Below are 23753 nucleotides of genomic sequence, written 5' to 3' on the forward strand. Positions count from 1 at the left end.
CTCTTTGTCCGTCGGGCATCACGGTGAAGCAACCGCCCAGACCTCCAGACGGCCCCGCGGCTCCTACGCCTCGGTGGCGAGGACGGCCGCGAAGCCGAGGAAGGCCACCCCGGCCGCGGCGTCGATGCCTCGTCGGGCGCGGCGGGAGGCGACGGCACGCTTGGCAGCGTCCGCGCCGAGCACGACGACGAGGAGCACGAGCCCGCCGACGGCGGACAGCGTCAGCGCGTACACCAGCAGCGTGGACAAGCCTGCTCCTGCGCCGAGGAACTGCGGGAGCACCGCCAGATTGAAGACAAGGACCTTCGGGTTGGTGATGTTGCACAAGAAGCCCTGCCCCAGTGCGCGCCGCGACGACGTTCGAGGGGCCTCGATGGTTGCGGCCCAGTCGACACCCTTGGCGCGCAGCGCGGCTCGAAGGGCTTGCACGCCGAGGAAAGCGAGGTAGGCGACTCCCGCCCACCGGATCGCTTCGAACACCGGCTCGGCCCGGGCGATGATCGCGCCGAGTCCCGATGCGGCCAGCGTGCCCTGCACCAAGCCGGCGATCGTGATGCCCGCCATGGTCCACAGGCCCCGACTGTGCCCACCCGTCACCGTGCTCCGGAGGGTCAGAAAGGTGTCTGGCCCCGGCGCGATGGCAACCACCAGCGCGAAGGCGACGAGCGGCCAGTAGTGCGTCACGGCGGCGAACACTACTCCACTAGCAATTGCCTCGAACAGGTGTTCGAATAGGCGAATGAGGTGGGACGGACAGGCCATCACGGCCGACGAGGGGACCCTGCCCGGGCTGGACCGCCCGGCGCTCGAGCGTGCGGGCCTGCTGCGGTCGGTGCAGACGCCGGAGTTCGCGGGCATCACCTTCCACGAGGTGGCGGCGAAGTCGGCGTTGAGCCACCTCCCGGCGGTCGGCAAGATGCCGTTCCAGTGGACGATCAACCCGTACCGCGGGTGCTCGCACGCGTGCACCTACTGCGCCAGCCCGGACACGCCGGTGCTCATGGCCGACGGGACCGAGCTGCCGATCGGGGCCCTCGAGCCCGGCGACGCGATCGTCGGCACGCGGGTGGTGGAGGGGGCACCCCGCTACGTCGTCACCCACGTCGTGGACCGGTGGCGCGCGCGCAAGCCCGCGTATCGCATCGAGCTCTCCGACGGCGGCTCGCTGACGACGTCGGGTGACCATCGGTTCCTCGCCGAGGACGGCTGGCGATACGTCGGCCGTGGCCCGTCGCGGACGCACGTCCTCCGGGACGGAGTCGGCCTGCGCGGACCCGGTCGCGACGGAATCACCTCGGGGACCCCGCTCATCGGTCACGAGGTGGCCAGGGACGCGGCCGTCAAGGTCGAGTCGGTGACCTTCCTCGGCTCAGAGCCCGCCGACCTCGTCGATATCACCACCGGGACGGGCGACTTCATCGCCGACGGCGTGATCAGCCACAACTGCTTCGCGCGCCCCACCCACGAGTACCTCGACCTCGACGCCGGCAAGGACTTCGACACCCAGGTGATCGTCAAGACCAACGTCGCCGAGGTGCTGCGTGTCGAGCTCGCCAAGACCTCCTGGACCCATGAGCCGGTCGCGCTCGGCACCAACACCGACCCGTACCAGCGGGCCGAGGGCCGCTACCGGCTCATGACCGGCATCATCGAGGCGCTCGCGGACTCCGGCACGCCGTTCTCGATCCTCACCAAGGGCACGCTGCTGCGCCGCGACCTGTCGCTCATCGTCGACGCGGCGACGAAGGTCGAGGTGGGCCTTGGCGTCTCCATCGCGTTCGCCGACACCCCCGAGGCCCACGCGCTCCAGCACGCCGTCGAGCCCGGCACACCGTCACCGCGCGCCCGCCTCGACCTGGTGCGGACGGTCCGCGACGCTGGCCTCCCGTGCGGCGTCATGGTCGCGCCGGTCCTTCCATGGCTCACCGACTCGACCGGGCACCTGATGCGCCTGCTGGACCAGATCGCCGAGGCCGGTGCCACCGGCGTCACCGTCATGGCCCTGCACCTCAAGCCGGGTACGCGCGAGTGGTACCTGGGGTGGCTCGAGCGCGAGCATCCGGACCTCGCCGCCGGGTACGGGCGCGTGTTCGCCCGCGGCACCTACGCGCTCAAGGCCTATCAGGAGTGGCTCAAGGAGCGGGTGCGGCCGATGCTCGAAGAACGCGGCTTCGGGTCGGCGGGGCACCGGGTGCGGAGTGGTGCCACGGGCCGGTACCACGAGGAGCTGCGCGCGCGGGAGGCGCGCGGCGGTCCTTCGGCCGGAGCTCTGCCCGGCTTGCCCACCGACGGCACCGGCCTCCAGATCGCCGGCGCCGGCGTCGAGCAGGTGCTCTTCTGACCGCCGGCCGTGCGTCCCACTGCAGCGCCCTGAGGGGGCTCAGGCCAGCCGCGTCTCCAGGAGCGAGCCCGTGGAGTCATGGGTCAGGCGCCCGACCGCGCCGTTCACCAGGGTCATGTGCGGCGGCACGTGCCCGCACTCGACGTCGGCCAGCAGCGGGACGCCGAGCGCGCCGAGCGCGTCGAGCACGGCGTCGTCCTGGGTGAGCGTGGCCGCGTCCGGTGCGGTCGTGCGGCCGACGAGGATGGCGGCGGCGCCGTCGAAGAACCCGTTCAGGCGCATGCCGTAGAGGCTGCGGCAGATCTCGAACGCGTTGCTCTCGGCCGCCTCGACGAACACGAGGAGCGGCTCGTCGCCGTCGGGCCCGCGTAGCGCGGAGGTGTCCGCAAACCGGGTGCCGGCCAGGTTGCTGAGGGTCTCGATGCAGCCACCGATGATCCGGCCCGTGACATCGATGTCGCCGCTGCCGGCATCGAGCCGACGCCACGTTCCGCTGCCGTTCCACCGGTACTCGGTCGGGGTGGGGTCGTCCTCCCAGCGATCCCACTCGCCGGCGCGGTGCACTCCTGGCGGCTGCTGCCGGAACACCCCCGTCGATCGGCCAGAACCGGAGATCACCTCGAGCGGGTGCAGGAGGCCCGGTGCCTTCCGGTAAGGCGTGTCCATGAGGTTGCTGCCGTGGACAGTGGCCCATCCCGAGACGAGGGTCAGCGGTGTCAGCAGGGTCGAGATGTCGGAGAAGCCGACGACCCAGGTCGGTTCGGCGTCTCGCAGCTTGTCGAAGTCCAGCAACGGGACCAGGTCGATGCCCGTCTCGCCGCCCCACGGCGGGATGACCGCTCGAATCTCGGGGTCCAGCAGCATCCCCGTCAGCTCGTCCGTGCGCTCCTGCGCGGGAGCGCTGATGTGGGACTCGCCGTCCATGCACCGGCCCACCTCGACCTGGTAGCCGCGGTCACGCAACCACGACAGGACGAACTCAAGCCTCCGTTCGAGGCGCGCCGGAACACCAGTCGACGGTGAGGTGACACCGATCCGGTCGCCCGGCTGCAGGAAGCGTGGGTATCGCACGCGGACAGGATGCTCGGTTGCGCCTGCTGCCGCATCCGATTGTTGCCCCACCGTGCTGTACCGCCGCCCCGACCCGCGCAACGCTGTGGACCATGAGAGGCACCGTCGCCCCCCTCGCCGCCGCCACGGCCGCGATCGCGCTCGTGTGTGCCGGTTGCGCGGACGCAACCCCGCCCGCCGCCGACCCAGGCTCGCCCGCCGCCTCCTACTCGCGCACCGGCCCGTGGGGCGAGGGCGACGACGCGCTGCTCCAGGGCACGCTGGCCCTCGACGACGGCTGCATCGTCGTCGTCGGCCCTGACGGCACCGTGCGGACTCCCGTGCTGCCTACCGACTTCCGGTGGGACCCCGGCACGGAGACCTTGAGCGCGTTCGGCGTCCGCCTCACGGTCGGCGAGGCGGTGTCGCTGGGTGGTGGGGGCGGCGCGGACCCGAGCACCCTCGGAGGTCACGTCCCCGGGGCCTGCTCCCCGAGCGACGAGGACGGCTGGTTCGTCGTCAGCTCGACGGCCTGAGCCGCGTCAGCCGAACCCCTCAGCCGAACCGCGTCATCCCTCCGCAAGCCGCGCCGGGAACCCGCCCGTCGCGACCGGCCCCCACCGCTCGATCGTGATCCGCACGATCGCCTTGCCCTGCTTCAGCATCGCCTCGCGGTACTCGTCCCAGTCAGGGTGCTCGCCCGCCGCAGCCCGGTAGTACTCGACGAGCGGCTCCACGGACGCGGGCGGGTCGATCACCTCGGCGGTCCCGTCGACCTGCACCCAGGAGTCCCCGAACGAGGACCCGAGCGCCATCAGCGACGCCCGCGGGTCCCGTCGCAGGTTCGTGACCTTGGCCCGCTCGGGGTAGGTCGACACGACGATGCGCCCGGCGTCGTCGACGGCGAACGTCACAGGGGAGGCCTGCACGCCGTCGTCGGACCTCCGGGTGATGAGAATGCCGTCGCGTCGCGTGCGGAGCGTCGCGAGCAGACCCTCGCGGTCGACGGCGGTGTTCGTGGCGATGGTGCGTGGCACGGGTGCTCCAGGTGCTCGAGACGGCGGATCGCTCGCCATTCTCCAGGACATGCGGCGCGACGCGACAACCACGGGTGCTGCCCTGGTCAGGGCCGACGCGCGCTCGTTACCGTTGACCCTCATCCAGGAGACGCCGGCGGGGGAGGCTGCGTGTTGACCCTCGACCGCGTGCGCGCCACGACGAGTCGTCCCGTGGCACGCCCGGCAACGACGAGTCGTCCCGCGGCACGCCCGGCACAGGGCTCCTACCAGGACACCGTCGTCTTCGTCGTCCTCGTGGCGTTCTGCCTCGGTGCCGTCGCCCTCGGCTTCGTCTTCGACACCCCGGCCGAGCTGCTGAGCGGGACGGTGACGATCCTCACCTCGCCCAGCGGCCTGATCACCGACTACATGGCGATCGCCTCGGTGGGCTCGACCCTCCTCAACGCCGGACTGCTCACGCTGGCCAGCGTGGTGTACGTGCGGGTGAAGAACGTCGAGATGTCCGGTGCCGTGATCGCCGGCCTGTTCACCGTCTTCGGGTTCGCACTGTTCGGCAAGAACCTGATCAACTCGATCCCGATCCTGCTCGGAGTGCTGCTCTACGCGAGGCTCGAGGGCAAGAAGCTCTCCGACTACACGGTCGTGAGCCTCTTCGCGACGGCGCTCGCGCCCGCCGTGAGCCTCATGATCTTCGGCAAGGGCCTGCCGCTCTGGCTCGGCATCCCTCTCGGCATCACGGTCGGTGTGGGCATCGGCCTGGCCATCCCCCCGATGTCGAGCCACGTCCTCCGTTTCCACCACGGCCTCAGCCTGTACAACGTCGGCTTCGCCGCCGGCATGATCGGCATGGTTCTCGTCGCGCTGATGAACCTCATCGGGTACGACGTCGAGGAGGTCTATGCCGTCTCCTACGGCTACACAGGCATCCTCGCCGCGATGACGCTCGCCTTCTGCCTGGCGTTGTTCGTGGCCGGCTTCATGCTCAACGACACGTCCACCCGTGGGCTGGCGCGGCTCTTCCGCCGCTCGGGACGCATGCCGAGCGACTTCGTGTCCCAGGAGGGCCTCGCCCTGACGCTCATGAACATGGCAGCCATGGGGGCGCTGGCCGTCGGGTATGTGCTTCTCGTGGGCGGCGAGCTCAACGGCCCCGTGCTCGGCGGCGTGTTCACGGTCATGGGCTTCGCGGCCTTCGGCAAGCACCCCCGCAACAGCGTGCCGATCCTCATCGGCGTCGCGCTGGGCGCGACGGTCACCGGCGCCGACCTCAACTCCACCGGCGTGCTCCTGGCCGCGCTCTTCGGCACCACGCTCGCCCCGCTCGCCGGCGTCTACGGGTTCGGCTTCGGCATCGTGGCTGGCTTCCTCCACATGGCGCTCGTCGCCAACGTCGGGTTCCTGCACGGGGGTCTCAACCTCTACAACAACGGGTTCTCCGCCGGGTTCGTCGCGCTGGTGCTCATCCCGTTCTTCGACGCGCTCTTCCGCATCCGCGGCAAGAGCTCGAGGGCCGTGGACATCGACCGGCCGCCCGCCCCCGGCGACACTGCCGCGTCCGAGTAGACTCCCGCGGTGGCGCTGAGCGCCCCCAACCAGTCACCGACAGCAAGGAAGGACCCCTCCGTGCTTCGCACCACCACGGCCGGCTCCCTGCGGGCCGAGCACATCGGTCAGACCGTCACCCTCACGGGCTGGGTCGACCGCCGCCGCGATCACGGAGGAGTGGCCTTCATCGACCTGCGCGACGCCTCGGGCATCGCCCAGATCGTCATCCGCGACGAGTCCGTCGCCCACCCGCTGCGTGCCGAGTTCGTGCTCCAGGTGACGGGCGAGGTCGCCCACCGCCCCGAGGGCAACGCCAACCCGAACCTCGCCACCGGCGAGATCGAGGTCATCGCCACCAAGGTGGTCACGCTCAACACTTCCGAGGCGCTGCCGTTCCAGGTCTCGACGGCGCTCGCCGACACCGAGGTCATCGGCGAGGAGGCGCGCCTCAAGCACCGCTATCTCGACCTGCGCCGCCCGGCGCCGGCGCGCGCGCTCCGCCTGCGCGCCAAGGTGAACCAGGCCGCGCGCCGCGTGCTCGACGCCGAGGACTTCGTCGAGATCGAGACCCCGACGCTGACCCGCTCGACGCCCGAGGGCGCCCGCGACTTCCTGGTCCCGGCCCGCCTGAGCCCCGGCTCCTGGTACGCATTGCCGCAGTCGCCGCAGCTGTTCAAGCAGCTGCTCATGGTCGCCGGCATGGAGCGCTACTACCAGATCGCGCGCTGCTACCGCGACGAGGACTTCCGCGCCGACCGCCAGCCCGAGTTCACGCAGCTCGACCTCGAGATGAGCTTCGTCGAGCAGGACGACGTCCTCGAGCTGGCCGAGAAGGTGCTCGTCGCCCTGTGGGAGCTGATCGGGTACACCATCCCGACGCCGATCCCGCGCATGACGTTCGCCGAGGCCATGCGCCTGTACGGCTCCGACAAGCCCGACCTGCGCTTCGGCAACCCGCTCGTCGAGCTCACCGAGTACTTCACGGACACGCCGTTCCGCGTGTTCCAGTCGGAGTACGTCGGCGCCGTCGTCATGGCCGGCGGGGCCTCGCAGCCGCGTCGTCAGTTCGACGCATGGCAGGACTGGGCCAAGCAGCGCGGCGCCAAGGGCCTCGCCTACGTGACGTTCGCCGAGGACGGCACGCTCGGCGGCCCCGTCGCCAAGAACCTGTCCGACGCCGAGCGCGAGGGCCTCGTCGCGATCACCGGCGCGCAGCCGGGCGACGCCGTGTTCTTCGCCGCCGGCAAGACGTCGGAGGCCCGCGCGCTGCTGGGTGCCGCACGCCTGGAGATCGCGCGCAAGCTCGGGCAGATCGGCACGCCTGAGACGGATGACGCCTGGGCTTTCGTCTGGATCGTCGACGCCCCCCTCTTCAAGCCCACGGGCGAGGACGACGACGTCGACCTCGGCCACTCGGCCTGGACCGCGCTCCACCACGCGTTCACCTCGCCCAACCCGGAGTGGATCGACCGGTTCGAGGAGGACCCGGGCAACGCGCTGGCGTACGCCTACGACATCGTGTGCAACGGCAACGAGATCGGCGGCGGCTCGATCCGTATCCATCGCCGCGACGTGCAGGAGCGCGTCTTCGGCGTCATGGGGATCGGCCACGAGGAGGCCAAGGAGAAGTTCGGCTTCCTGCTCGACGCGTTCCAGTTCGGCGCCCCGCCGCACGGCGGCATCGCGTTCGGCTGGGACCGCATCGTCTCGCTGCTGACCAAGTCGCCGTCGATCCGCGACGTCATCGCCTTTCCGAAGTCGGGCGGCGGGTTCGACCCGCTGACCGAGGCGCCCGCCCCGATCACCCCGGAGCAGCGCAAGGAGGCCGGCGTCGACACGCCGCCCGAGACGAAGGGCGACGGCGCGGCGTGATCGCCGCGGTCGGCGTCGAGCTGCCCGAGCGCTGGGCGGCCCACCCCGTCGTCGTCACCGAGTCGGCCCACCACGCCTGGGACGCCACCGCCGCGTGGTGGGCCGACGACGCGCTGCTGCTCCGGCTGCACCACCGCGTGCCCTCGGAGCCGCAGGGCCTCGGCCTCTACGGCGTCGGCTCGCCCGAGGGTGTCGCGCGCCTGCTGCTGGGCGCCGGCTCGCTCGACCCCGTCGGCCGCACGACCATGCCGCGCGGCACCCGTGCAGCGCTCGCGCGGATCGTGGCGGCGAGCGGCGTCGTCGTGCCCGCGCCCTTCGACGCGCCCGCGCCGAGCCAGTGGGACTGGATGTCCGCCGACCACGTGCTCGTGCCCGTCCCGGGCGAGGACCACGTCGAGGAGCTGACGGACGAGCGTGGCCTCGCCGAGGCGCGCGCGGCGCTGGCCGTCGCGCACCCCGAGGGCGAGCTCGAGGTCGGTGAGCCGCGGTCGCGCTGGTGGGGCTGGCGGGACGACGACGGCGTGCTGCGCGCCGTCGTCGGCGCCGACCGGCGCGTGCCCGGGGCGCCGTGGGTGCTGGGCTCCATCGGCACGGACCCGGCGTGGCGGCGGCGCGGTATCGCGGCGGCGACGACGGCGGTCGCGGTGCGCGCGGGCCTGCGGGAGGCGCCGATCGTCGCTCTCGGCATGTACGCAGACAACGACGCCGCGCGCCGCACGTACGCGCGCGTCGGGTTCGTCGTGGTGCAGGAGTTCGAGAGCTCGCGCTGAACGCTCAGCCGGTGCGCCGCGTCAGCGCGACCACCGGTATCTGGCGCCCGGCCTGCTCCTGGTGCTTGGCGAAGAAAGGCGCCACCTCGAGGACGTGCGTCCACGCCCGCCCGCGCTCCTCTCCCTCCAGCGGGGTCGCCGTCGCGTCGAGGCGCTCGTCGCCTACCTCGACCACGACGTCGGGGTGGGCGACCAGGTTCGCGTACCAGTCGGGTGTCCGCGGGTTGCCGGCGTTCGACGCCAGCACGAGCCAGCGCTCGCCGTCGGGCACCACCATCATGGGCGTCGTGCGCTCGCGCCCCGTGCGGGCGCCGGTCGTGGTCAGCAGCAGCAGCCGGTCGCGGTTCATGCCTGGCGGCTCGCCGCCGGCACGTACCGTCTCGATCACGTTCCGGTTGATCTCCGCCATGTCGGGCTCGGCCATGCCGGCCACGCTACGCCGGGGCCGTCTGCTCGCCCGTCCAGTCGACGACCAGGTCGGCCGCGCTGCGCGTCGCGGCGACGAGCGTCGCGTTGACCTGGTCCGTGCCGTGCGCCCACGCGTGGGCGGCGTCGGGGGCGCGGCCGAACGCCTCGTGCCGCGCGACGAGCCGCTCCAGGCGGAGCTCGTGCGGTGGCTCGAGGTACCAGACCTCGGCCATGCGCGCCCGCGCCCGCGGCCAGGCCCCGGTCGGCACGAGCAGGTAGTTGCCCTCCGTCACCACGAGCGGCACGTCGTCCGGCACGACGACGCCCGCCGCGACGGGTTCCTCGATCTCGCGCCGGAACTCGGGCGCGTACACGGGCCCGTCGCCGGGGCGCTGCGCGGCCAGCCGCTCCATCAGGGCCGCGTACCCGCCGTCGTCGAACGTGTCGACGGCGCCCTTGCGGTCCCCGCGCTCGAGGCGCTCCAGGACGGCCTGCGCGAGGTGGAACCCGTCCATCCCGACGACGACGGCGCGGCGCGGCCCGAGCGCGTCCGCGAGCGCGTGGGCGAGCGTGGACTTGCCGGCGCCCGGGGCGCCGGCGATCCCGAGGACGGTGCGCCCGCCGGGCGCCGCGAGCGCCGCGGCGCGCTCGACGAGCGCGGCGGTGGAGAGGGCTGTCACGACGGCGAGCGTACGGCCCCGGGTGTGATGCCGGTCATACGATGTGCCGACATGGGCCGCACGACGACGGGGGACGGTGATCGCGGGCCGACGGCGGCCGACCGCCTCGGCGCCCTGGTGCGCATCCCGACCGTCTCCGCGCGCGGCGCCGACGTCGACCGGGCGGCGTTCGACACCCTCGCGGAGACGCTGGCCGAGCTCTACCCGCGCACGCACGGCGCGCTCGAGCGCGAGCGGCTCGCCGAGTCCGCGCTGCTGTTCCGGTGGGCGGCGACCGAGCGCGTCGACCCGCACCCTGTGGTCCTCCTGGCCCACCAGGACGTCGTCCCGGCGCCGCCCGACGGCTGGGCGGGCGACCCGTTCTCTGGCGAGGTCCGCGACGGGTTCGTGCACGGCCGCGGCACGCTCGACGACAAGGGCTCGCTCGTCGCCGTCCTCGAGGCCGTCGAGACGCTGCTGGCCGAGGGGTTCACGCCCGCACGCGACGTCTGGCTGTCGTTCGGGGCCGACGAGGAGGTCTCCGGGGTGAGCGCCCCCGCCGCCGTCGCGCGGCTGCGCGAGCGCGGCGTCGTCGACCCGTTCCTGGTGCTGGACGAGGGCGGCGCGGTCGTCACGGGTGCGTTCCCCGGCGTCGAGCGGCCGCTCGCAGTCATCGGCGTGACGGAGAAGGGCATCTGCGACGTCGAGCTCGCCACCCACGACGCCGGCGGGCACGCGTCCACGCCGTCGCGCGGCGGCGCGACGGCGCGCCTGGCGCGCGCGATCACGCGCCTCGAGGCGCACCCGTTCCCTGCGCGGCTTCCTGGGCCGGTGCTCGCGATGCTCGAGACCGTCGCACCGCACGCACGCGGGAGGGTCGGCGCGACGCTGCGGCCCGCGCTCGCGGCCGCGCGCCGCGCGCCCTGGGCCGTCAGGCCCGTGCTCGCGCGGCTGCTCGCCGCCGGGGGCGCGGAGACCAACGCGATGGTGCGCACCACCGTGGCCGTCACGACGCTGGAGGGCAGCCCCGGGGCGAACGTCGTGGCCTCCAGCGCTCGGGCCAACCTCAACGTGCGCGTCGCGCCGGGCGAGACCGTCGACGGCGTGCTGGCCCGGCTGCGGCGCGTCGTGGCCGACCTCGGGGCGACGATCACGCTCGTCTCGGGGGAGGACCCGTCGCCCGAGTCCCCGGCCGAAGGCCCCGCGTGGGACCTGGTCGTGGCAGCGATCGCGGAGTCGTACCCCGATGCCGTCGTGACGCCCTACGTGCTGCTCGGTGCCTCCGACGCGCGGTTCTTCCACACGACGTTCAGCCGCGTCTACCGGTTCAGCCCGTTGGCGATGACGCGCGAGCAACGGGAGTCGGTCCACGGGGCGGACGAACGCCTCGCCGTCGACGCGCTCGACCGCGGCATCGCGTGCTACCGCGCGCTGCTGCGCGGCGTCCCGGCGGCCGAGAGCGTCGGTGGCCGTCCTTAGGGTGGGGGCATGGACCTGTTCGACGCGATCACCACGGGCGAGCACGGCACCCCGGTGGTCGATCGTCCCGGCCCGGGGGCGCCGCTCGCCGTGCGCATGCGCCCGGCGTCGCTCGACGAGGTCGCCGGGCAGGAGCACCTGCTCGCCCCCGGCTCGCCGCTGCGCCGGCTCGTGGAGCCCGCCGACGACGCCGCCCGCCGCGCCGCGCCGGGCTCCGTGATCCTCTGGGGACCGCCCGGCACCGGCAAGACCACGCTCGCCTACCTCGTCGCGACAGTGTCGGGGCGGCGCTTCGTCGAGCTCTCCGCCGTGACGGCCGGCGTGCGCGACGTGCGCGCCGTCGTCGACGACGCCCGGCGGCGGCTGGCGACGTCGGGCGACGAGACCGTGCTCTTCATCGACGAGGTGCACCGCTTCTCCAAGTCGCAGCAGGACGCGCTGCTGCCTTCGGTCGAGAACCGGTGGGTCACGCTCGTCGCGGCGACCACCGAGAACCCCTCGTTCTCCGTCAACTCGCCGCTGCTGTCCCGGTCGCTGCTGCTCACGCTCAAGCCGCTCACGTCGGAGGACGTGCGGTCGCTCGTGCGCCGCGCCGTCGCGGACGAGCGCGGGCTCGGCGGCGCGGTCACGCTCGACGACGACGCCGAGGACCAGCTGGTCCGCATGGCCGGCGGCGACGCGCGCAAGGCGCTCACCGTGCTCGAGGCCGCCGCCGGCACCGCCATGTCCGAGGGCGGCGCCGCCGTCGACCTCGCCACGGTGGAGCGCGCCGTCGACGTCGCGGCCGTCCGCTACGACCGCGACGGCGACCAGCACTACGACGTCATCAGCGCGTTCATCAAGTCCATCCGCGGGTCCGACGTCGACGCCGCCCTGCACTACCTCGCGCGCATGGTCGCGGCGGGGGAGGACCCCCGGTTCATCGCGCGGCGACTCGTCATCTCCGCGGCCGAGGACGTCGGCATGGCCGACCCGTCGGCCCTGCAGACCGCCGTCGCGGCCGCCCAGGCCGTCCAGCTCATCGGCATGCCCGAGGGACGCATCGTGCTCGCCGAGGCCGTGGTGCACCTCGCCACCGCGCCGAAGTCCAATGCCGCCTACCTCGGCATCGACGCGGCGCTCGCGGACGTGCGGGCGGGCCGGGCAGGCTTCGTGCCGACGCACCTGCGCGACGCGCACTACGCGGGCGCCGACCGCATCGGCCACGGCAAGGGCTACCAGTACGCGCACGACGCCCCGCACGCGGTCGCCCCGCAGCAGTACCTGCCCGACGAGCTCGTGGGCCGCCGGTACTACGAGCCGAACGACCGCGGCTACGAGCGCCAGGTGGCCGAACGACTGACCCGCATCCGCGAGATCCTGGGGCAGGCGTGATCCTTCACCCCGACCGCCGCACGGTCGCTGACCGGGACGCGCGCGCCCGCCACGACGCGCTGCTCGACGCCCGCGTGCCGTGACGGCGCGGGCGCTGCGGTAGGATGTCCAGGTTGCTCTCCGGTGAAACCCGGCGGCGACTCCTGGGACCTCGGCCCTGTCTCCCCTCCTCGTGAGGGGCTTCGGCTGGTCCCGCACCCGGCACAGGTCCTTCTGCGGCCCGGGTGTGACCTCATCAGATCCTCCAACAGGACAGGAAGCACAGTGACCTCTGTGACCCGTTCGCGCCGCCAGGTCCGCCTGAGCCGCGCCCTGGGCATCGCCCTCACCCCGAAGGCCGTCAAGCACTTCGAGAAGCGCCCCTACCCGCCGGGTGAGCACGGCCGCGCCCGCCGCCGCACCGAGTCGGACTACGCGGTCCGTCTGCGTGAGAAGCAGCGTCTGCGCGCCCAGTACGCGCTGCGCGAGAAGCAGCTCGTCAAGGTCTACGAGAACGCCCGCAAGACCGCCGGCCTGACCGGTGAGGTCATGGTCGAGGACCTCGAGACCCGCCTCGACGCGCTCGTGCTGCGCGCCGGCTTCGCCCGCACCGTCCTGCAGGCGCGCCAGGCCGTCACGCACCGCCACATCCTCGTCGACGGCAAGATCGTGGACCGCCCGTCGTTCCGCGTGAAGCCGGGCCAGACCCTCCAGGTCAAGCCCAAGTCGCAGGCCACCACGCCGTTCCAGGTCGCCGCCGCCGGCGCCCACCGCGACGTGCTCCCGGCCGTCCCGGGCTACCTCGAGGTCCAGCTCGAGAAGCTGCAGGCCACGCTGGCCCGCCGCCCGAAGCGCTCCGAGGTCCCCGTGACCTGCGAGGTCCAGCTGGTCGTCGAGTTTTACGCTCGCTGATCCAGGCCTCACCGCCTCAGCACCGCACGACGCCCCGTCTTCCTGCACCGCAGGACGGCGGGGCGTCGTCGTCCGTCGGATAGGGTGACGTCGGCATTCGTCCGCACCGAGAGGGGAACACCGATGACCGTGGGTGACGTGGCCGGTCTCATCGCCGCCATCGCCTTCGTGCTCCTGGTCGGCCTGCTGGCCGTGCCGCTGATCAAGCTCGGCCGCGTCCTCGACGAGGCGACGCGATCGCTGCGCGAGGTCACGGAGCACTCGGTGCCGATCCTCGACGAGGCGGCGGGCAGTGTCGCCAGCGCCAACGTCCAGCTCGGCAAGGTGGACGTCATCACGACGTCGGCCGCGCAGGTCAGCGAGAACGTGTCGGCCCTGACGGGCCTGTACGCCGCGACGCTCGGCCGGCCGCTGGTCAGGGTCGCCGCGTTCTCGTACGCCACCCGCCAGGCGTTCTCCGGCGTCGTCGGCCGCAAGGGCAAGGCCACGCTCTGATGCGCCGCCTGTTCTGGATCGGCGTCGGCGTCACGGCTACCGTCGTCGTGTACCGGCAGGGACGCAAGATCGTGCGCCAGTACCTGCCGGCGACCATCGCCGAACGCGCCGGGAAGGCCGCCCAGGAGGCCGGGGAGCGCGCAGGCAGCGCCGCGCAGGAGTTCCGGGCGATCTTCTCCGAGGCCCGCGCCCGCCGCGAGGCCGAGCTCATGGCGGCCCTGCTGGCCGAGGGCCAGCCCGACCCTGCGGTCACCCGCGCGGCCCGAGCTAGCGGCGCCCGCGGCGTGATCGCCGCGGGCGGCCCCGACGTCGACGACGACGAGGCGGAGCTCGGCTACTCGTTCTGAGCCTGCCGGCCCGCGCCAAGCCTGACCTTTCCGTTTCCGAGCACCGCGCCGCGCGCGCGACAATGGCTCGAGCACCCCACTGACCTGCGAAGGACACCATGCGCACCGCCGACATCCGCCAGCGATGGCTCGACTACTTCGGCTCCAAGGAGCACGTGCTCGTCCCGAGCGTGTCCCTGGTCTCCCCGGACCCCTCGATCCTGTTCACCATCGCCGGCATGGTGCCGTTCATCCCGTACATCCTCGGCACCGAGCCGGCCCCGTGGCCGCGCGCCGCGTCCGTGCAGAAGTGCATCCGCACCAACGACATCGAGAACGTCGGCCGGACCACGCGTCACGGCACGTTCTTCCAGATGAACGGCAACTTCTCGTTCGGCGACTACTTCAAGACGGGCGCCATCGACTTCGCCTGGGACCTGCTGACCACCGAGCAGGGCAAGGGCGGCTACGGGTTCGACGGCGACCGCCTCTGGGTGACCCTCTGGAACGAGGACCACGAGTCGTTCGAGGCCCTGACCAAGGGCATCGGCCTCGACCCGAAGCACATCGTGCGGCTGCCGCGCGAGGAGAACTTCTGGGACACGGGCCAGCCCGGTCCGGCCGGCCCGTGCGCCGAGTGGCACTACGACCGCGGCCCGCAGTACGGCCCCGACGCCGCCGGCGGTGACGTCGACCCGGGCGGCGACCGCTACCTGGAGATCTGGAACCTCGTCTTCGACCAGTTCGTGCGCGGCGAGGGCACCGGGAAGAGCTACCCGCTGCTGGGCGAGCTCGACAAGAAGTCCATCGACACCGGTGCCGGTCTCGAGCGCATCGCCTTCCTGCTCCAGGGCAAGGAGAACCTGTACGAGATCGACGAGGTCTACCCCGTCATCTCGACCGTCGAGCAGCTCACCGGCAAGCGCTACGGCGCCGGCGGTGCCGGTTCGCACGAGGACGACGTGCGCATGCGCGTCGTCGCCGACCATGTGCGCTCGGCGCTCATGGTCATCGGCGACGGCGTGCGCCCGTCCAACGAGGGCCGCGGCTACGTGCTGCGCCGCCTCATCCGCCGCGCCGTGCGCGCGGTGCGCCTGCTCGGGTACGACGCCGAGGCGCTGCCCGCGCTGCTGCCCGTGTCGATGGAGGCCATGAAGGCGTCCTACCCGGAGCTGGAGACGGGCTTCGACCGCATCAGCGACGTGGCCTACGGCGAGGAGGACGCGTTCCGCCGCACCCTCACCGCGGGCACCACCATCCTTGACGTCGCCGTCGGCAAGGCCAAGCAGGCCGTCGTGGACCCCAGGGCCGTGCCTGTGCTGGGCGGCGCCGAGGCGTTCCAGCTGCACGACACCTACGGCTTCCCGATCGACCTCACGCTCGAGATGGCCGCCGAGCAGGGCGTCCAGGTCGACGAGAAGGCGTTCCGCGACCTCATGGCCGAGCAGAGGCAGCGCGCCCGCGCCGACGCGCTCGCCAAGAAGACCGGCCACGCCGACCTGCGTGCGTACGAGTCGATCGCCGGCGAGCTCGCCAAGCCGGTCGAGTTCCTCGGCTACACGCACGCCGACTCGGCCGTGAACGTCGTCGGCCTGCTGGTCGACGGCGTGCCCGCGCCTGCCGCGACCGCGCCCGCCGACGTCGAGGTCGTGCTCGACCGCACGCCGTTCTACGCCGAGGCGGGCGGCCAGCTCGCCGACCAGGGCACCATCGTGCTCGACGGCGGGGCGACGGTCGAGGTCGACGACGTGCAGCGCCCGATCAGGGGCCTCAACGTCCACCGCGGCCGCCTGGTCGAGGGCACCATCGCGCTCGGCGACCCGGGCACCGCCACGATCGACGTCGACCGCCGCGTGGCGATCAGCCGCGCCCACTCGGCGACGCACATGATCCACAAGGCGCTCCACGAGCTCGTGGGCGAGGACCGCACGCAGGCCGGCTCGGAGAACGCCCCGAGCCGGGTGCGCTTCGACTTCCGCTCGCCCGCCGCGGTGCCGGCCGGCGCCCTCGGCGAGATCGAGGAGCGCGTGAACGTCCGGCTCCAGGAGAACCTCGACGTCACCGACGAGCTCATGCCCATCTCCGCGGCCCGTGAGCTCGGCGCCATGGCGCTGTTCGGCGAGAAGTACGGCGACATCGTGCGCGTGGTCTCGATCGGCGGCGACTGGTCGCGCGAGCTGTGCGGCGGCACGCACGTCAAGGCGTCGGGCGAGATCGGCCGTGTCGCGTTGCTGGGCGAGGCGTCCATCGGCTCGGGCGTGCGTCGCGTCGACGCCCTCGTGGGCGACGGCGCGTACGGGTTCCAGGCCAAGGAGCACGCCCTGGTGGGCCAGCTCACCGGCCTGCTCGGGACGCGCCCGGAGGAGCTCGCCGACCGCGTCGGCTCGCTGCTGTCGCGCCTGAAGGAGACGGAGAAGGAGCTCGCGTCGCTGCGTCAGGGCCAGCTCCTGGCCGCCGCGGGCCGGCTCGCTGCGGAGGCGCCGCACGTGGGCGACGTCCGCGTCGTCACGTACGACGCCGGCGACGTGGCCTCGGCCGACGACCTGCGCGCGCTCGCGCTCGACGTGCGCGGCCGCCTCGGCGACTCCGCCCCGGCCGTGGTCGCCGCGGGCGGCGTGGCGGGCGGGCGCCCGCTCGTCGTCGTCGCGACGAACGCGTCCGCGCGCGACGCCGGCCTGCGCGCCGGCGACTTCGTCAAGGCCGCGGCCGGCGTGCTCGGCGGCGGTGGCGGCGGCAAGCCCGACCTGGCCCAGGGCGGCGGCTCCGACGCCACGGCCCTGCCCGCGGCGCTCGACGGCGTCACGGCGGGCGTGCAGGCCGCCGTCGGCGCGTGAGCGAGCAGACCTTCGAGGTGGGCGGCGCGGGGCTTCCCCGCGGCGCCCGCCTCGGCGTCGACGTGGGCAAGGCGCGCGTGGGGCTGGCCGCCTCGGACCCGGACGGGCTGGTGGCGACGCCCGTCGAGACGGTGCCACGCGTGCTGGACGCGCAGGGCGCGGACAGCGCTGACGTCAGGCGCATCGCCGCCGAGGCCGAGGAGCGGTTCGCCGCCGTCGTGTACGTCGGGCTGCCCCGGCACCTCTCGGGGGCGGAGGGCGCCGCAACGGCGGACGCGCGCGCGTTCGCGGCGCGCCTGGCCCTGGCGGTGACCCCGGTCCCGGTCCGTATGGTGGACGAGCGCATGTCGACAGTGACCGCGACCAGCCAGCTGCGTGCCGCCGGGCGAAAGTCGAGGAGCCACCGGCCTGTCATCGACCAGGCCGCGGCCGTTATCATTCTGCAATCTGCTCTCGACGCGGAGCGGGCCGCGGGGGCACGCGCCGGCGAGCTCGTGGAGGCGCCGCAGACCTGACCCCGACCGACAGGACCCGCGTGACCGACCGCCCCGAGCTTCCCGGCCCCCAGCCGCCGGCGTCCGTGAGCCGCCGCCCGGTGGCGCGGGACCGCGCGGCTGTGAAGCGACGGCGCGGGGGTCGGTATCGGACGGGGCTGGTCCTGGCCACATGCCTGTCCCTCGTCGCCGGGGTCTCCGGGGTCGCCGTCGGTGCCGTCGGTGATGGGGCCGGTCCCGCGCGCGCCCTGTTCTCCCGGGCCGCCGACTTCGCCGGACCCGGCGACGAGCCCGTCCACGTCGAGATCCCCGCGGGTGCCACGGGCGCGGCGATGGGCCACATCCTGGCCGAGGCCGGTGTCGTGGCCTCGGTCAGCGCGTTCACCGGCGCCTTCGCCCGTCACCCCGCCGCCGCCGGCATCCAGCCCGGCACCGTCGAGCTGCTCACCCGCATGCGCGCGGCCGACGCCGTGGCCGAGCTGGCCCGGAACGAGCGCGTCAAGAACCGGGTCGTGGTCCCGGAGGGCTTCACGGCGGAGCAGGTGCTGGAGCGAATCGTGGCGCAGACCCACATCTCCCGCGAGGACCTCGACGCCGCCGTGGCCGACCCTGCCTCGATCGGGCTCCCCGAGAAGGCCGGCGGCGTCGTCGAGGGCTGGCTGTTCCCGGCGACGTACACGGTCAAGGCCGCCGACACCGCGACGACCCTCCTGGCCCGCATGGTCGCGCAGACCACTGCCGAGCTCGACCGCCTCGGCATCCCGCTCGAGCGGCGGCAGTCGATCCTCACCGAGGCGTCGATCATCGAGCGCGAGGCCCCAGAGGGTTATCGTGGCAAGGTCGCTCGCGTCATCGAGAACCGGCTCGCGATCGGTATGCCGCTCGGCATGGACGCGATCGACTCGTACGGCCTGGGAATTCCGGCGCACCTGATCACCCGGGCGCAGTTCCGCGACCGCAACCTCCCGTTCGCCTCGCGTGTGCACCAAGGCCTGCCTCCCACGCCGATCGGCAACCCCGGTGTGGCCGCCATCCAGGCCGCGGCGTCACCCACGCCCGGTGACTGGCTATGGTTCGTGACCGTCGACCTCCACACGGGCGAGACGAAGTTCACCGACAACTACGACGATTTCCTCCAGTTCAGGCGTGAGTATCAGGCTTGGGCGGCCGAGAACGGCTTCTGAGCAGATACCCACCACGGCGTGCCGGGGCAACGACGCCCGGCCAGACGATGAATAGGCTTCTTGCGTGACCGACCTCTTCGAGCACCCAGCACTCGCGCAGCCGACCGGCCCCCACGGCCGCCGATCGGCCGCCCGCCAGCGCGCCGCGGCCAAGCGCCGCCGGCGTCGCCGCCTGCGCACCACGATCGTCGTCGCGGTGGTCCTGGCGGTCATCGGGGGCGTCGCGTGGACCACGTGGGACAACGTGTCGGGGCTGCTGCACAACCCGTTCGCGCGCTCCGCCGCGGACTATCCTGGCCCGGGCGACAAGCCCATCGAGGTCGAGATCCCCGAGGGTGCCACGGGCACCCAGATGGGCGGCGCGCTCAAGGACGCCGGCGTCGTCGCGTCGGTCGGCGCGTTCACCGACGCGTTCGCGCTCAACCCGGCCGCCGCGGGCATCCAGCCGGGCACGTACTCGCTGCTGGCCCACATGAAGGCCTCCGACGCCGTGGCCGCGCTCGTGAAGAACGAGAAGGTCGAGACCAAGGTGACGATCCCCGAGGGCTTCACCGCGGCGCAGGTGTTCGACCGGGTGGCGTCCGTGACCACCGTCACCAAGGACAAGCTCGACGCCGCCGTCAAGGACCCGGCGTCCATCGGGCTGCCCGCCGAGGCCGGCGGCAAGGTCGAGGGCTGGCTGTTCCCCGCGACGTACACCGTCCAGCCCGGCGACGACGCGACGACGCTGCTGAAGGCGATGGTCGGGAAGACGGTCGCGGAGCTGGACGGCCAGGGTGTGGCCCCGGCCGACCGCGAGGACGTGCTCAAGACGGCGTCGCTGGTGGAGCGCGAGGCCAAGTTCGCCCCGGACCGGCCGAAGATGGCCCGCGCCATCAAGAACCGGCTCGCCACGGACATGCCGCTCCAGATCGACGCGTCGGTCGCGTACGGGCTCGACAAGCCCGGCACCGAGCTCACGACCGCTGACACCAAGAACGCGGACAACCCCTTCAACACCTACGTGCACAAGGGCCTGCCGCCGACCCCGATCGCCAACCCCGGTGCATCCTCGATCGAGGCCGTGGTGCACCCCGCCGCGGGCGACTGGGTCTTCTGGACCGCCGTCAACCTCGACACGGGCGAGACCAAGTTCGCCGTGACGTGGCAGGAGCACCAGAAGAACGTCTCCGAGCTGCGGGCCTGGCAGGCCGCCAACGGGCAGCGCTGACCCCATGCCGACCGTCACCCGCCGGGCCGCCGTGCTCGGCCACCCGATCGCGCACTCGCTGTCGCCCACCCTCCACACGGCCGCGTACCAGGCGCTCGGCCTGGAGGGCTGGCAGTACACCGCCGTCGACACGACGACCGAGACGCTGCGCGACGTGCTCGACGACCTCGACCTGGGCTGGGCGGGCCTGAGCCTGACCATGCCGCTCAAGCAGACGGTCATCCCGATGCTCGACGACGTCGACCCGGTCGCGAGCGCGACCGGGGCCGTCAACACGGTCGTGGTGCGACCGTCATCGTGCGGCATCGCGCTGGGCGGCTACAACACCGACGTGCAGGGCCTGGTCGCGGCGCTGACGGAGGGGCTGCGCGGCCGCGAGGTCGCGCGCGCCGTCGTGCTCGGCGCCGGCGCGACGGCCGCGTCCGCCGTGGCGGCGCTCGCGCAGCTCGGCTGCGCGTCGCCGCGCGTGCTCGCGCGGTCGATCGCCCGGACCGCCGGGCTGCAGGAGGCGGCACGGCGGCTGGGGGCCACCCCGCGGTTCGAGGTGCTCGACGCCGTCTCCGCGCTCGGCCCGCTGCGGCACGCCGACGTCGTGATCTCGACGCTGCCCGCGCACGCCGCCGACCCGGTCGCCGGGATCCTGCTCGAGCGCGCCGGGTCCGTTCCGGGCGTGCTGCTCGACGTCGTGTACGACCCGCGGCCCACGGCGCTCGCGCGCGCCTGGGGCGAGCGGGGCGGCGTCGTCGTCGGCGGCGAGCGGATGCTGCTGCACCAGGCCGCGGAGCAGGTGCGGCTCATGACGGGGCGGCCGGCGCCGGTCGCGGCGATGGACGCGGCACTCGGCGCCGTGCTGGGCGTCACGCGCTGAGACGGGGCGTCCGACCCCCGGACGTGCGTGGGAGAATCGCCGCATGCTGCGCTGGTTGACGTCGGGGGAGTCGCACGGTCCGTCCCTGGTGGGGGTGATGGAGGGGCTGCCCGCAGGGGTCGAGCTCACCACCGCCGACCTCCAGGCCGCTCTCGCCCGCCGCCGGCTCGGCTATGGCCGTGGGGCGCGCATGAAGTTCGAGCAGGACGAGGTGCGCGTGCTCGGCGGCCTGCGCCACGGCCTCACGCAGGGCGGCCCGCTGGCCATCGAGATCGGGAACACCGAGTGGCCCAAGTGGGTCGACGTCATGGCCCCCGACCCCGTCGAGGACCAGGCGCTGCAGGTCGACGCCGGCACCGGCGACGTGCGCGAGGTCGGGCGCAACAAGAAGCTCACGCGCCCGCGCCCCGGCCACGCCGACCTGATCGGCATGCTCAAGTACGGCTTCGACGACGCCCGCCCCGTGCTGGAGCGCGCGAGCGCCCGCGAGACGGCGACCCGCGTCGCGCTCGGCGTCGCCGCGGCGAAGTTCCTCGAGCAGGCCGTGGGCGTGCGCCTGGTGTCGCACGTCGTCGCGATCGGTGAGGCCGAGGTGCCGGAGGGCACCGCGCTGCCCACGCCGGACGACGCCGCCCGGCTGGACGCCGACCCGGTGCGCTGCTTCGACGAGGCCTCGAGCGCCGCGATGGTCGCCGAGGTCGACGCGGCCCACAAGGACGGCGACACCCTCGGGGGCGTCGTCGAGGTGCTCGCCTACGGCGTGCCCTCGGGCCTCGGCAGCTACGTCCAGGGCGACCGCCGGCTCGACGCGCGCCTGGCCATGGCCCTCATGGGCATCCAGGCGATCAAGGGCGTCGAGGTCGGCGACGGTTTCCGCACCGCCCGCCGCCGGGGCTCGGCGGCGCACGACGAGATCGTGCGCGGCGCCGACGGCCGCGTCGAGCGAGTGACCAACCGCGCGGGCGGCATCGAGGGCGGCATGTCCAACGGCGAAGTCGTGCGCGTGCGCGCCGCGATGAAGCCCATCTCGACGGTCCCGCGCGCCCTGCGCACGATCGACACGGAGACCGGCGAGGCGGCGACCGCCAACCACCAGCGCTCGGACGTGTGCGCGGTGCCGCCGGCGGCCGTGGTCGCCGAGGCGATGGTCGCGCTCGTGCTGGCGGAGGCCGTGGTGGAGAAGTTCGGCGGCGACTCGGTCGCCGAGGTGCGCCGCAACGCCGAGGCCTACCTCGCGGCGATCCCGGAGCTGCTGCAGTGAGCGCACGCCCGCTGGTGGTGCTGGTCGGTCCGCCGGGCAGCGGCAAGACGACCGTGGGCACCCTCGTCGCCGACGGCCGTGGCGTCGTCTTCCGTGACACGGACCACGACGTCGAGGTGGCGGCGGGCAAGCCGATCGCCGAGATCTTCCTCGACGACGGCGAGCCGGCGTTCCGCGCGCTCGAGCAGGCGGCCGTGGCGCGGGCGCTGACGGAGCACGAGGGCGTCCTGTCGCTCGGCGGCGGCGCCGTGCTCGACCCCGCGACGCAGGAGCTGCTGGCCGCCTACACGGCGGCCGGCGGCGTCGTCGTCTTCCTCGACGTGACGCTGTCGCACGCGGCGCCGCGCGTCGGGTTCAACCAGTCGCGCCCGCTGCTGCTGGGCAACCCGCGCGCGCAGTGGGCCGCTCTCATGGAGGCGCGGCGTCCCGTCTACGAGCGGGTCGCGACGGTGCGTGTGCTCACGGACGGGCAGGAGCCCGGGGCCGTGGCCGAGTCGATCGAGAAGGAGCTGCCGGCATGACCGTCGCGACAACCCGGGTGACCGTGCAGGGCGCCGCGCCGTACGACGTCGTCATCGGCCGGCACCTGCTGGGCGAGCTGCCCGCGCTGCTCGGCGAGAAGGTGCGCCGCGTGCTGGTGATGCACCCTGCGTCGCTCGCCACGACGGGCGAGGCGATCCGCGCGGACCTCAGCTCGCAGGGCTACGAGGCGTTCGCCGTCGAGCTACCGGACGCCGAGGAGCAGAAGACGGCGCAGGTGGCGTCGTTCTGCTGGCAGGTGCTCGGGCAGGCCGACTTCACGCGTTCGGACGCCGTGGTGTCCGTGGGCGGCGGCGCGACGACGGACCTCGCCGGGTTCGTCGCGGCGACGTGGCTGCGCGGCATCAAGGTGGTACACGTGCCCACCACGCTGCTGGCGATGGTCGACGCCGCCGTGGGTGGCAAGACGGGCATCAACACCGCCGAGGGCAAGAACCTCGTTGGCGCGTTCCACCCGCCGGCGGGCGTGCTGTGCGACCTGGAGTCGCTCGCGTCGCTCGACCGCTGGGACCTGGTCGCCGGCCTCGCCGAGGTGGTCAAGACGGGGTTCATCGCCGATCCGCGCATCCTCGAGCTCGTCGAGGCCCACGCCGCGGAGCTGCGGGACTGGAAGGGCGCGGACGCGACGCCCGGGACGTGGGCCGTGCTGGCCGAGCTCGTGGAGCGGTCGGTCGCGGTCAAGGCGCGCGTGGTGGGGGAGGACCTCACGGAGCAGGGGCTGCGCGAGATCCTCAACTACGGGCACACCTTCGGGCACGCGGTCGAGCTCGTCGAGCGGTACCAGTGGCGCCACGGCGCCGCGGTCGCCGTCGGCATGGTGTTCGTCGCCGAGCTCGCGCGGCTCGCGGGCAAGCTGCCCGACGACGTCGTGGCCCGCCACCGGCAGATCCTCACGTCGCTGGGCCTGCCGACGTCGTACCGCGGGGACCGCTGGGACCAGCTGATGGCGGCCATGCGCCGCGACAAGAAGTCGCGCGGCGACCTGCTGCGCTTCGTGGTCCTGGACGCGGTGGCGAAGCCCGTGCGCCTGGAGGGCCCCGACCCCACGCTGCTGGCGGCCGCCTACGCGGAGGTCTCGAAGGAGCCCCCGACCGGCCCCGCCGGCACCCCGGTGACGTTGACCCTCTGAGATC

23 protein-coding genes are annotated in these 23753 nt (G+C 73.3%); 18 read left to right on the forward strand and 5 right to left on the reverse strand.

All coding sequences use genetic code 11. From position 1 onward, the window contains the following. Positions 1–63: 63 nt before the first annotated feature. Positions 64–684, reverse strand: a complete 621-nt coding sequence (locus tag ACO4JP_RS09975; RefSeq protein WP_425953539.1) for a LysE family translocator — start codon at positions 682–684, stop codon at positions 64–66. 55 nt (positions 685–739) lie between these two features. On the opposite strand from ACO4JP_RS09975, the gene ACO4JP_RS09980 reads away from it, so the two are divergent. Beyond that, a complete protein-coding gene (locus ACO4JP_RS09980; protein WP_425953540.1) occupies positions 740–2341 on the forward strand; it encodes an Rv2578c family radical SAM protein in 1602 nt (533 codons plus the stop codon). Positions 2342–2380: 39 nt separating this feature from the next. Here ACO4JP_RS09980 and ACO4JP_RS09985 read toward each other — a convergent pair whose 3' ends face one another. Then, entirely contained in the window at positions 2381–3412 is a 1032-nt protein-coding gene (locus ACO4JP_RS09985) for a S66 family peptidase (protein ID WP_425953541.1), read from the reverse strand. A 92-nt stretch (positions 3413–3504) separates the two neighbouring features. On the opposite strand from ACO4JP_RS09985, the gene ACO4JP_RS09990 reads away from it, so the two are divergent. Further along, the gene (locus ACO4JP_RS09990; protein WP_425953542.1) at positions 3505–3927 is read left to right on the forward strand and encodes a hypothetical protein; all 423 of its coding nucleotides are present in this window, start codon (positions 3505–3507) and stop codon (positions 3925–3927) included. Between the two features lie 33 nt (positions 3928–3960). Here ACO4JP_RS09990 and ACO4JP_RS09995 read toward each other — a convergent pair whose 3' ends face one another. After that, positions 3961–4428 (reverse strand): PPOX class F420-dependent oxidoreductase, encoded by a 468-nt coding sequence (locus tag ACO4JP_RS09995; RefSeq protein ID WP_425953543.1) that lies wholly within the window; start codon positions 4426–4428, stop codon positions 3961–3963. A 192-nt stretch (positions 4429–4620) separates the two neighbouring features. On the opposite strand from ACO4JP_RS09995, the gene ACO4JP_RS10000 reads away from it, so the two are divergent. From ACO4JP_RS10000 to ACO4JP_RS10010, 3 genes are read left to right on the forward strand one after another with little or no spacing between them, the layout of a single operon-like run. Next, positions 4621–5973 carry a DUF1576 domain-containing protein gene (locus tag ACO4JP_RS10000; RefSeq protein WP_425953544.1) on the forward strand — a complete coding sequence of 451 codons (1353 nt, stop codon included), beginning with the start codon at positions 4621–4623 and terminating at the stop codon, positions 5971–5973. Positions 5974–6033: 60 nt separating this feature from the next. Next, on the forward strand, positions 6034–7827 hold the full coding sequence (gene aspS / locus ACO4JP_RS10005; protein ID WP_425953545.1) for an aspartate--tRNA ligase: 1794 nt from the start codon (positions 6034–6036) through the stop codon (positions 7825–7827). Next, positions 7824–8597 (forward strand): GNAT family N-acetyltransferase, encoded by a 774-nt coding sequence (locus ACO4JP_RS10010; RefSeq protein ID WP_425953546.1) that lies wholly within the window; start codon positions 7824–7826, stop codon positions 8595–8597. The genes aspS and ACO4JP_RS10010 overlap by 4 nt, the downstream gene beginning before the upstream one ends. Positions 8598–8601: 4 nt before the next feature. On the opposite strand, the gene ACO4JP_RS10015 is transcribed toward ACO4JP_RS10010, so the two are convergent. Together ACO4JP_RS10015 and ACO4JP_RS10020 are read right to left on the reverse strand one after the other, a co-directional pair. Then, entirely contained in the window at positions 8602–9021 is a 420-nt protein-coding gene (locus ACO4JP_RS10015; RefSeq protein WP_425953547.1) for a nitroreductase/quinone reductase family protein, read from the reverse strand. A 10-nt stretch (positions 9022–9031) separates the two neighbouring features. After that, complete coding sequence (locus tag ACO4JP_RS10020) at positions 9032–9685, reverse strand: nucleoside/nucleotide kinase family protein (RefSeq protein WP_425953548.1); 654 nt, start codon at positions 9683–9685, stop codon at positions 9032–9034. A 51-nt stretch (positions 9686–9736) separates the two neighbouring features. Here ACO4JP_RS10020 and ACO4JP_RS10025 point away from each other — a divergent pair, with 51 nt between their 5' ends. From ACO4JP_RS10025 to aroB, 13 genes are all read left to right on the forward strand, one after another. Continuing rightward, entirely contained in the window at positions 9737–11143 is a 1407-nt protein-coding gene (locus ACO4JP_RS10025; RefSeq protein ID WP_425953549.1) for a M20/M25/M40 family metallo-hydrolase, read from the forward strand. Between the two features lie 9 nt (positions 11144–11152). Beyond that, complete coding sequence (locus tag ACO4JP_RS10030; RefSeq protein ID WP_425953550.1) at positions 11153–12517, forward strand: replication-associated recombination protein A; 1365 nt, start codon at positions 11153–11155, stop codon at positions 12515–12517. A 264-nt stretch (positions 12518–12781) separates the two neighbouring features. Then, positions 12782–13408 (forward strand): 30S ribosomal protein S4, encoded by a 627-nt coding sequence (rpsD, locus tag ACO4JP_RS10035; RefSeq protein WP_425953551.1) that lies wholly within the window; start codon positions 12782–12784, stop codon positions 13406–13408. Positions 13409–13531: 123 nt separating this feature from the next. Then, entirely contained in the window at positions 13532–13903 is a 372-nt protein-coding gene (locus ACO4JP_RS10040) for a DUF948 domain-containing protein (protein ID WP_425953552.1), read from the forward strand. Beyond that, positions 13903–14250 (forward strand): hypothetical protein, encoded by a 348-nt coding sequence (locus tag ACO4JP_RS10045; protein WP_425953553.1) that lies wholly within the window; start codon positions 13903–13905, stop codon positions 14248–14250. The genes ACO4JP_RS10040 and ACO4JP_RS10045 overlap by 1 nt, the downstream gene beginning before the upstream one ends. A gap of 98 nt (positions 14251–14348) precedes the next feature. Further along, positions 14349–17063 carry an alanine--tRNA ligase gene (gene alaS, locus ACO4JP_RS10050; protein ID WP_425953554.1) on the forward strand — a complete coding sequence of 905 codons (2715 nt, stop codon included), beginning with the start codon at positions 14349–14351 and terminating at the stop codon, positions 17061–17063. Next, complete coding sequence (gene ruvX / locus ACO4JP_RS10055) at positions 17060–17578, forward strand: Holliday junction resolvase RuvX (RefSeq protein WP_425953555.1); 519 nt, start codon at positions 17060–17062, stop codon at positions 17576–17578. Before alaS ends, ruvX begins: the two co-directional genes overlap by 4 nt. A gap of 20 nt (positions 17579–17598) precedes the next feature. Continuing rightward, positions 17599–18741 carry an endolytic transglycosylase MltG gene (gene mltG, locus ACO4JP_RS10060; protein WP_425953556.1) on the forward strand — a complete coding sequence of 381 codons (1143 nt, stop codon included), beginning with the start codon at positions 17599–17601 and terminating at the stop codon, positions 18739–18741. Between the two features lie 64 nt (positions 18742–18805). Then, complete coding sequence (mltG, locus tag ACO4JP_RS10065; RefSeq protein ID WP_425953557.1) at positions 18806–19951, forward strand: endolytic transglycosylase MltG; 1146 nt, start codon at positions 18806–18808, stop codon at positions 19949–19951. 4 nt (positions 19952–19955) lie between these two features. Then, complete coding sequence (locus tag ACO4JP_RS10070; RefSeq protein WP_425953558.1) at positions 19956–20819, forward strand: shikimate dehydrogenase; 864 nt, start codon at positions 19956–19958, stop codon at positions 20817–20819. A gap of 43 nt (positions 20820–20862) precedes the next feature. Further along, positions 20863–22080, forward strand: a complete 1218-nt coding sequence (gene aroC, locus ACO4JP_RS10075) for a chorismate synthase (protein WP_425953559.1) — start codon at positions 20863–20865, stop codon at positions 22078–22080. Then, complete coding sequence (locus tag ACO4JP_RS10080; protein WP_425953560.1) at positions 22077–22601, forward strand: shikimate kinase; 525 nt, start codon at positions 22077–22079, stop codon at positions 22599–22601. Before aroC ends, ACO4JP_RS10080 begins: the two co-directional genes overlap by 4 nt. Continuing rightward, positions 22598–23749 carry a 3-dehydroquinate synthase gene (gene aroB / locus ACO4JP_RS10085; RefSeq protein WP_425953561.1) on the forward strand — a complete coding sequence of 384 codons (1152 nt, stop codon included), beginning with the start codon at positions 22598–22600 and terminating at the stop codon, positions 23747–23749. Before ACO4JP_RS10080 ends, aroB begins: the two co-directional genes overlap by 4 nt. Positions 23750–23753 lie beyond the last annotated feature (4 nt).

Origin of the sequence: Xylanimonas sp. McL0601 (genome assembly GCF_049852175.1) — a bacterium.
GTDB lineage: Bacteria > Actinomycetota > Actinomycetes > Actinomycetales > Cellulomonadaceae > Xylanimonas.